Genomic DNA, 8,016 nt, shown 5'->3' with positions numbered 1-8,016 from the left:
GACCTGCTGATCAGTGATTCGTGTTCCCGGCACAGTGAACTCCTCCGTTCTGCTGTACCGAACCTTATCAGATCAACCGGCCAAGATAATTGTCGCTAGACCGGCCACCGTAATTGTCGCTTAATACTCAAAATTTATTAAAAAATTAAGCCTCAAATTGCGTTGCTACGTGAAATCTGAGGGAATATTCCACTAGAAAGTGAGTTTGACGGGCTGTATGAACACAAAAATCACCTGCTATTTTCTACTTTAGAGAAATTCTACAGCCTCAACGCCCTGTTAACAGGCTAAATGTGGTTGGCTAAAATTAGCGACGAGAAGCAAAAGCCAACTGTATTTAGTCCTTGTTTAACAGCTTGTTAAGTCACCGATGTGATACTCAAAATTTCATTTACCATCTCTGCCTCTGGTTTGCCTTGAGGATGTTTAGCAATTATGATTATGACTTCTTCATCATTAATCTTTAAGACTCCATGAGCCTCAACCAAACTATGTTCTTTATTACTTGCTAGTGATACAGCATTGCTTAAGAAGCCATTAAACCAGTTAAGACCAGTAAAGAAAATAATTACTCTTGGGTTGTATTCTTCAATTTCAGCAAGTAGTAATTCATTACAGTAGACAAACTGTTTATCACACAGACTGTCACTAGGATTTCCTGTAATGCTTGGAGCAATTTTGTAAAGATTTGACCATACAATTTTACTAGCCCATCCTGTACTTGAAGAATTTTCATTTAAACATTGAGATACTTGTTTGGTAACACGCCAAAATGCAGATGACTTTGTATTGTATCCTTCATTAATCCCCCACGAATCCTCAACCCACTTTAACGGACAATCAGAAGTAGCCGCCTGATTAAAGATTTCATTAACCATCGTCTCTACGTTTAAATTATTCATATCAAACTCATGGTGCCAACCATTTACAGCTCGCCCGACGATCATAAGATTGTTGTTATATTCATTTCCTTTTTGAGCATTAAAACAACACAAACTCTGAGAGCTATTTTTATATTTAGAAATTTTTAGTTGACTAAGTAAGCTTAGGTACTTCTGTGCTTGCATATAAACCTCAAACTCAAGTGACTTAACGAGACTGTTGAATTTCTATTTTAGAAAAACAGTCTCAAAATTTATTAAAAAATTAAGCCTCAAATTGCGTTGCTACGTGAAATCTGAGGGAATATTCCACTAGAAAGTGAGTTTAACGGGCTGTATGAACACAAAAATCACCTGCTATTTTCTACTTTAGAGAAATTCTACAGCCTCACCCCCCTAATAACAGGCGAAAAATTGTGGGCTAAAATGAGTGAGGCACGAGCGATAGCCCACTGTTTTTAGTCCTGTTAATTGGCTTTTTAGGCCAATTGCTTCCGATACCACTGTAAGTGTTCTCTAGTAATATAGTCTCCGCCGTCTTCATAAGTAATTATGATTTCTATTTCATCTGGCAGATCAACTAATAATTCACGGCCAGTCATTTTTCGCTTCGGCCATTTTACAGAAGCTAGAGTAGATTCGTTTTCGGCTAGAGTTACACAAAATCGTTCTGGATTAGGTGACTTTGTATAAAAGTAATCAAACACGCCAGGTTCTGTTTCTGCGGTAATAATATATAAATCAGATGTTAATAAAACAGGAAGAATAAGATCAATATTTTGTTGCTCTCGAACATTTTGAAATGCTTCCTTTAATGGACTAATAGTTTTTTGTTCCACAGTTATCCCTAAAAATTAAGATTGAAATGAATGTATGAATATTGACCTAATGCCCCAATAAGGGGCTAAAAATTAGCGAAGCGAAACCGAGCAAACTGTTTTCAGTCCCGCTTCATTGGCTTGTTATGTGCCAGAACTCCCTACTGGAGTTTCAATATATGGTGTGTAGTTAAACTCTTCGAATTCTACTTTAAAGGCTAGCTCGCTTCTTTTACCACGATATAATTTCACATGAGGGTTCTGGCCTTTAAGAACTAAACATATTATTTCTAACATTTCAAAAGGCATATTAGGCCCGAAATAGACACCAGTTAAAATTTCAGGTGGGTATGTATAAGCAGTTCCGGCATCACTATGAATGACTCTCCATTCTTTCTCGTAAGCCCAAGATTTCGATTTTGTACAAAACAAGTTCATCATTTCATCTCGCTCACCATCAGCATAAATATTTTTAATATTTAACAGTGGGATTTTTTCTACATAGTCTACTTTTCTAGCTCTTTCGAATAATTCGTGATTAGTTGAGAATTCAAGACAAAAGCCAGTGTATTTATCTGCGTAATGTGCCCACATTAAGAGTTCATCGCTTACTTCCGAGAAACAAGATACGCCTCTACTCCGGATGAAATTGTCAATTATTTGCTCACTAGCATCTTTTGCAGCTCGAAATAGCCCTGGTTTTAATTCTTTTAATGAGGCTTTATCAAGTTTTTCTTTGACTTCTTTAGGCCAATCCTTAGCCAAATAAACTTCACGCAAGCTCTCTATTTCAGAATCAGTCGGTTCTGCTATCTGCGCTTTTAAAGCACAATCGTAAGGATCATTAAAGCCGGAAGGAGGAGCAAAATAAACTGTTTGTGATTTAAGGTTTACTAAGGACTGAACCGAAACAGATTCATATTTATATAACTTTTTTGGGATATTCAACACAGCCTCCATGACACATAACGAGCCTGTAGAATTTCTATTTTAGAAAAAACAGCCTCAGAATTTATTAAAAATTAAGCCTCAAATTGCGTTGCTACGTGAAATCTGAGGGAATATTCTACTATAAAGTGAGTTTTACGGGCTGTATAAACACAAGAATCACCCACGATTTTCTACTTTAGAGTAATTCTACAACCTCAACGCCTCGTTAAGAGGCAAATAATTGTTGGCTAAAATAAGCGACGCAGGAGCAAAAGCCAACTGTTATTTGTCCTGCTTTAACGACTTGTTATGTATAGCTATTTCCAGAACTGCCAAAACTTCTTTGGCTTTTTCCATTTATCATAAGCTGCAGAAATTAAAGGAGCTAATTTATGATAATTATCCCAAGAATTTTCGACATGATATAAAGTTTCAAGATTTGAAGACAAAGCACTGTCGTAGTTGTTAAGATAAAGATCTGATTCGTAGTAATGCTTAGTAAAAGATTGACCTTCTTCACTTAGGTCTTCTTCCCAGAATTTCTCATCGCACATATCGATTAGAAAATCTCTTCCACTGATTTCTTCATTTCTAACTTTTATAAGATTTTCACAAGACTCTTTTTGATGGAACTCACCCTCTAAGTTATTTTTTATAATCCAAGCTAAAAATAACCCTATATGTGTTCCTGCATTTTCTAGCGGTAAATCTTCAGGGTAATCACCACCGTAATGCCAATCAGCTCTATCGTAAGCCACGGAACCTCCTTGCTATACATAACAGCTTATTGAATGGCCAAATAAATTTAAAGTCGGTCATTTAAGTTATTGATTAATATCATCCTACATTTACTATCTTATTGATGTAAAACAGTTTTAATTAACTCCACAGACCAATAAAAGCGAGCTTGCGCGTTAAAAGTGAACCCAATATTTGACAGCAAACAAAAACACTTTAATTTCAATGCATTACAACATTCGAGAATTATTGTTCATACTACTTTAGTTTACTTATTAGCCGATTAAACTTAAAGACACGCCAAAAACCATTACAACTGTTTTTATGCACAGTACACACCACATAAAGGTGAGAGACTAGCTGCCACTGGATATCTAGCCGACATTTGCAAGCCAGTTAAATGTCGTCTGAAGCAGAGTGAAGCGCCAAGATGTAAGTGGTCGCTGGCCATATTTCAAACATACTTTGGGGACAAAAAAGAGTCATGCACACTGATTTAATAGGACAAAAGCAACGCTGAACTTTAACCTTTACAGACTAAACTGATTCACTTTATTCAACAGGCGCATAAATTCATCTTGCTCAGCGTCAGTGAGTACCGCTAAAAAGCGTTCATTAACCCACTCGGCTTCGTGCACTAAGTCTAGTTCTAATGCTTTACCGCTGTCGGTTAAAAAGATTTGAAAAGCGCGACGATTGTCGGCTTCTTGATGACGGGTGATAAATCCCTGTACTTGCAAAGTATCAAGCAGACGGGTCATGGTGTAATTGGCCACATCACAACGCTTAGACAGTTCAGTTTGGCTGAGCCCTTCTTCTTGCCATAGGGTAAATAATACTGGCCACAGTTTACTGTCTAACTCATAACGCTTTAAGCGCGAGTCGAGTTCTTGCTGTAAAGTAATATTTAGATGGGAAATCAGGTAACTTAAACTTTCAAAGCGTTTCAAATGATACCTCCAACACCGTCATTGGCATGTTCAGTTTGCATCACTATGCTCAGCAATTAAACACGCTCGAACTCATTCAGATTACCATTTCTATACGTGATAAGAAGCATTTTTAGTCACAAGACAAATACTCATTAATGTATCGATAATAACAAGCACGATTAAGTTGGCCGACTAAGCCTCTAACCAAAGGGGCATAAATGCCATCATCGGTAACGATAACATCAGCAAGATTAACCGTTTGGAGATGTGTGCCAATACTGCTGGTAAAGGCTAATTGAGTATTGTGAGGCGATTCTATTATTGAGCTCGCCTCATAATCCACCAATATCAACGGGTAACTGTCGACACTGACTCTCACCTTTTCAACTGGGGTAATAAGGTAATATTCGTTGTCGATGCAATGCAAAATACTGCTAAACAGTGCAGCAAACTTAGGCGGTAATGGGCTATTTAAATACAGCCAATCACCATTGGATTGAATATGAAACAGCACGTCTTCACTGCACAGCGCAGCCTCACCTGAGTGGATAAATGAATGTAATGCTGCTGTTTCATCTGCCATATTGTTACCTTGTTTAATCTCGTTAATGCATTTAGTTGATTAATTTAAGTAATGCTTCAATTGGATGCTGAGGTTTAAACCCTGCAAAGCGTTTAACCTGGCTACGGCAGGAATACCCCGACACTAATACTTGGCTGTGCGTGGCTATTTGCGCAATCGTCGGTTGCCATGACATGTCAAACAACTGCTCTGAACGCTCAAGGTTTTCTAGCTCATGGCCATAAGTTCCCGCCATACCACAACAGCCTAAATTGACACTGTTGAGCTTAGCACCAAAGTGACTGAATATGGCCTTCCACTCGTTAGCGGTATTGGGCTTGGCAGTTGACTCTGTGCAGTGGCTAAACCAGGTAAACTCTGGGGCATCATTTGTTAACGGTACTGAATCATTGCGTGCTGCAACGACTGAGCTTAACCATTCATTGGCTAGCAACACTTCAAACGGACCACGACGTTGGCCTAATACCTCTTTGTATTCGTCTCGATAGCATAACACTAGAGCAGGATCGAGGCCGACCATCGGCATGCCCAGCGCGTGAACGCGGTTTAAAAAATCGGCACTGTTTTGCGCTGTTTTGGCAAACTTGTCTAAAAAACCTTTAATGTGCGTCGGTTTACCATTGGGTTTAAACGGCAGTAATACCGGCTTTAAGCCCAATTTTTCAATCAATTGAATAAAGCGATACACTAAACCTGCATCATAAAAACTGTTAAATGGATCTTGTACCACTAATACATATTGGCTGCGTTCAGCTTCTGGTATAGCGCATAAAGCATCTAAATCATAACCTCGGCTACCATGGCCGTCTAAGCGTTGCTTTAATGTGGGCACCGACAGTTTAGGCGCATCCACATAACCAATGGCTTTTTTAATGACCCACTGGCTCAGTGGATTTTGCGAAGCAAGGTTAGTTAATTTTGGCATTGCAGCCATCAGTGGCAACGAGTCTTCGATACCTGCCACTAAATAGTCTTTGGCTGGACGTAAATAACGTTTGTAGTAAATATTAAAGAACTGCGCTCTAAACTTAGGCACATCTACTTTAACAGGGCATTGCCCTGAACAAGCCTTACAGGCCAAACAGCCTTTAAGTGACTCCATTACCTCATGTGAGTAATCGTAATCACGTTGGTTATTGAGGGTATTTTGGGTACGCTGCATCCACCCTAGTGGTTTTGACTTTGCTAATGCGTCGACATCGACACCTTCTGCTTCAAGTAAACGAAGCCATTCACGCATAAGACCGGCACGGCCTTTAGGTGACTGTACTCTGTCGCCGGTGGCTTTAAATGACGGACACATGGGCGAATAGCTGCTGTAGTTAAAGCACAATCCATTACCATTACAGTTCATAACATCTGGGAATGCGTTACGCGTTTGCACCGGGATTTGTCTGTCGAAACTGCCACGTTTGGCACTGTCGACATTGAACATTAACGGGCCAGACTTTGGCGGTGCGACTAATTTACCCGGATTTAAGCGATTGTCTGGGTCAAACCAGCCTTTAATTTGCTCAAGCACAGCATAAAGCTCATCGCCAAATACCGCAGGGCCATATTCGCCGCGTACTCCTTTACCGTGTTCGCCCCACATTAAGCCACCATATTTAAGGGTTAACGCAGCCACTTGATCGGAGATGACTTTTAAGAGTTTCTCATCGGCTTGATCGCACATATCTAATGCGGGGCGCACATGCAATACACCTGCATCTACATGGCCAAACATGCCGTATTGCAAATTATGGCTATCGAGTAGTGCACGAAACGCCATAATATAGTCGGCTAGGTTTTCGGGTGGTACGGCGGTGTCTTCAGCAAACGCTAGCGGTTTGCGAGTGCCTTTTGTGGCGCCAAGTAGCCCGACGGCCTTTTTGCGCATGGCGTAAATACTGTCTATGTCACTGCGGTCTTTAATGATTTGAAAACCCACTAAACCATATTGCTCATGGCTCAGTTGTTCTGACAGCATTTGTTCAAGCAGGGCAATTTTTTGGATCACATCATCATCTTCACCAGCAAACTCAACCATGTTAAGACCTTCAATGATCTTGTTAGGCACCGCTTTGATTTGGTCTGCCACCGAGTGCCAAATAATATCTTCTCGAGCAAGGTTGAGCACTTTTGAGTCGACGGTTTCAACCACGGTCGCGTTGGCTTTAACTAATGATGGAGCATGACGCAGTGCTGATTCAAATGAGTCATATTTTATGTTCACCATCATGCGTGTTTTGGGTAACGGCGTGAGGTTAAGCTTGGTTTCGGTTATGACCGCAAGCGTACCTTCTGAGCCTGCTAAAATACGTGACAGATCAAACTGTGTTAGATCATCATTCCACACATGCTTTAAATCGTACCCTGTTAGGAAGCGATTTAGCTTTGGGAAACGCTCAATAATAGTGCTACGCTTTTCGCGGCATACATCTGCGATTTGCTTAGCGATGGTGTTGGCTAATTGATTGTCGCCATAGGGTTGTTGGTCAAGCTGTGGGTTGGCCACAGGCGTTGTACAAAGTACGCTGCCATCGATAAGCACGCTCGTCACGCCCAATACATGATCGGATGTTTTACCGTAAACCAATGAGCCTGCACCTGAGGCATCTGTATTGACCATACCGCCAATGGTGGCACGGTTTGACGTTGATAAATCTGGACTAAAAAAGAAACCATGTGGCCGCAATGCATCATTTAATGCATCTTTTACCACACCTGCTTGTACCCTCGCCCAACCTTCTTCTACATTAATCTCGAGCACTTGGTTTAGATGGCGAGACACATCTAAAATAAGTCCGTGGGTCAGTGATTGGCCATTGGTTCCTGTGCCGCCACCGCGAGCACTAAATGTCACTTGCTTATATTGAGGTTGAGAGGCTAATGCCAAAACGAGTTCAACATCTTGCTGATGCAATGGGTAAATGACTGCTTGAGGCAAAAATTGATATACCGAGTTATCGGTTGCTTGAATAAGCCGCGCACTGTAACGCTTGTCTATTTCACCTTCAAACTCACTTTGTTCAAGCGCGTCGAGATATTCTAGATAGATAGGTTCTAATGTTTGTTTATGTGATAGCAAAGGTAACATAGAGGACTTATTTATTATGAGTATATTGAGTTCATTATAAACAAAAAAAAGCCGC

General features: G+C 40.4%; 7 protein-coding genes. All 7 read right to left on the bottom strand.

Translation table 11 applies throughout. The features are described from left to right. Window positions 1-359 precede the first annotated feature (359 nt). The 7 genes from ACROAE_RS18475 to ydiJ all read right to left on the bottom strand — a co-directional run bounded on the left by ACROAE_RS18475 (window position 360) and on the right by ydiJ (window position 7,961). On the bottom strand, window positions 360-1,067 hold the full coding sequence (locus tag ACROAE_RS18475) for a uracil-DNA glycosylase family protein (RefSeq protein ID WP_432404885.1): 708 nt from the start codon (window positions 1,065-1,067) through the stop codon (window positions 360-362). A gap of 293 nt (window positions 1,068-1,360) precedes the next feature. Next, a complete protein-coding gene (locus ACROAE_RS18470) occupies window positions 1,361-1,720 on the bottom strand; it encodes a hypothetical protein (RefSeq protein ID WP_432404883.1) in 360 nt (119 codons plus the stop codon). 123 nt (window positions 1,721-1,843) lie between these two features. Further along, window positions 1,844-2,647, bottom strand: coding sequence for a DUF2971 domain-containing protein (locus ACROAE_RS18465; protein WP_432404881.1), 804 nt, complete (start codon window positions 2,645-2,647; stop codon window positions 1,844-1,846). 299 nt (window positions 2,648-2,946) lie between these two features. After that, complete coding sequence (locus tag ACROAE_RS18460) at window positions 2,947-3,387, bottom strand: hypothetical protein (RefSeq protein ID WP_432404877.1); 441 nt, start codon at window positions 3,385-3,387, stop codon at window positions 2,947-2,949. 510 nt (window positions 3,388-3,897) lie between these two features. After that, window positions 3,898-4,317, bottom strand: coding sequence for a MarR family winged helix-turn-helix transcriptional regulator (locus ACROAE_RS18455; protein ID WP_432404874.1), 420 nt, complete (start codon window positions 4,315-4,317; stop codon window positions 3,898-3,900). 112 nt (window positions 4,318-4,429) lie between these two features. Continuing rightward, on the bottom strand, window positions 4,430-4,882 hold the full coding sequence (locus tag ACROAE_RS18450) for a DUF1285 domain-containing protein (RefSeq protein ID WP_432404871.1): 453 nt from the start codon (window positions 4,880-4,882) through the stop codon (window positions 4,430-4,432). 31 nt (window positions 4,883-4,913) lie between these two features. Beyond that, window positions 4,914-7,961 (bottom strand): D-2-hydroxyglutarate dehydrogenase YdiJ, encoded by a 3,048-nt coding sequence (ydiJ, locus tag ACROAE_RS18445; RefSeq protein WP_432404868.1) that lies wholly within the window; start codon window positions 7,959-7,961, stop codon window positions 4,914-4,916. Window positions 7,962-8,016: the final 55 nt, after the last annotated feature.

Source organism: Shewanella sp. MF05960 (genome assembly GCF_050849305.1).
GTDB lineage: Bacteria > Pseudomonadota > Gammaproteobacteria > Enterobacterales > Shewanellaceae > Shewanella.
Note: the sequence above shows the minus strand (reverse complement) of the source record. Positions and strands in the feature narration are given on the sequence as shown.

Bases quoted from the DNA above. Each gene is read 5' to 3' on its own strand.
- ACROAE_RS18475 (WP_432404885.1), bottom strand. From the start codon at position 1,067: ATGCAAGCACAGAAGTACCTAAGCTTACTTAGTCAACTAAAAATTTCT.
- ACROAE_RS18450 (WP_432404871.1), bottom strand. From the start codon at position 4,882: ATGGCAGATGAAACAGCAGCATTACATTCATTTATCCACTCAGGTGAG.
- ydiJ (WP_432404868.1), bottom strand. From the start codon at position 7,961: ATGTTACCTTTGCTATCACATAAACAAACATTAGAACCTATCTATCTA.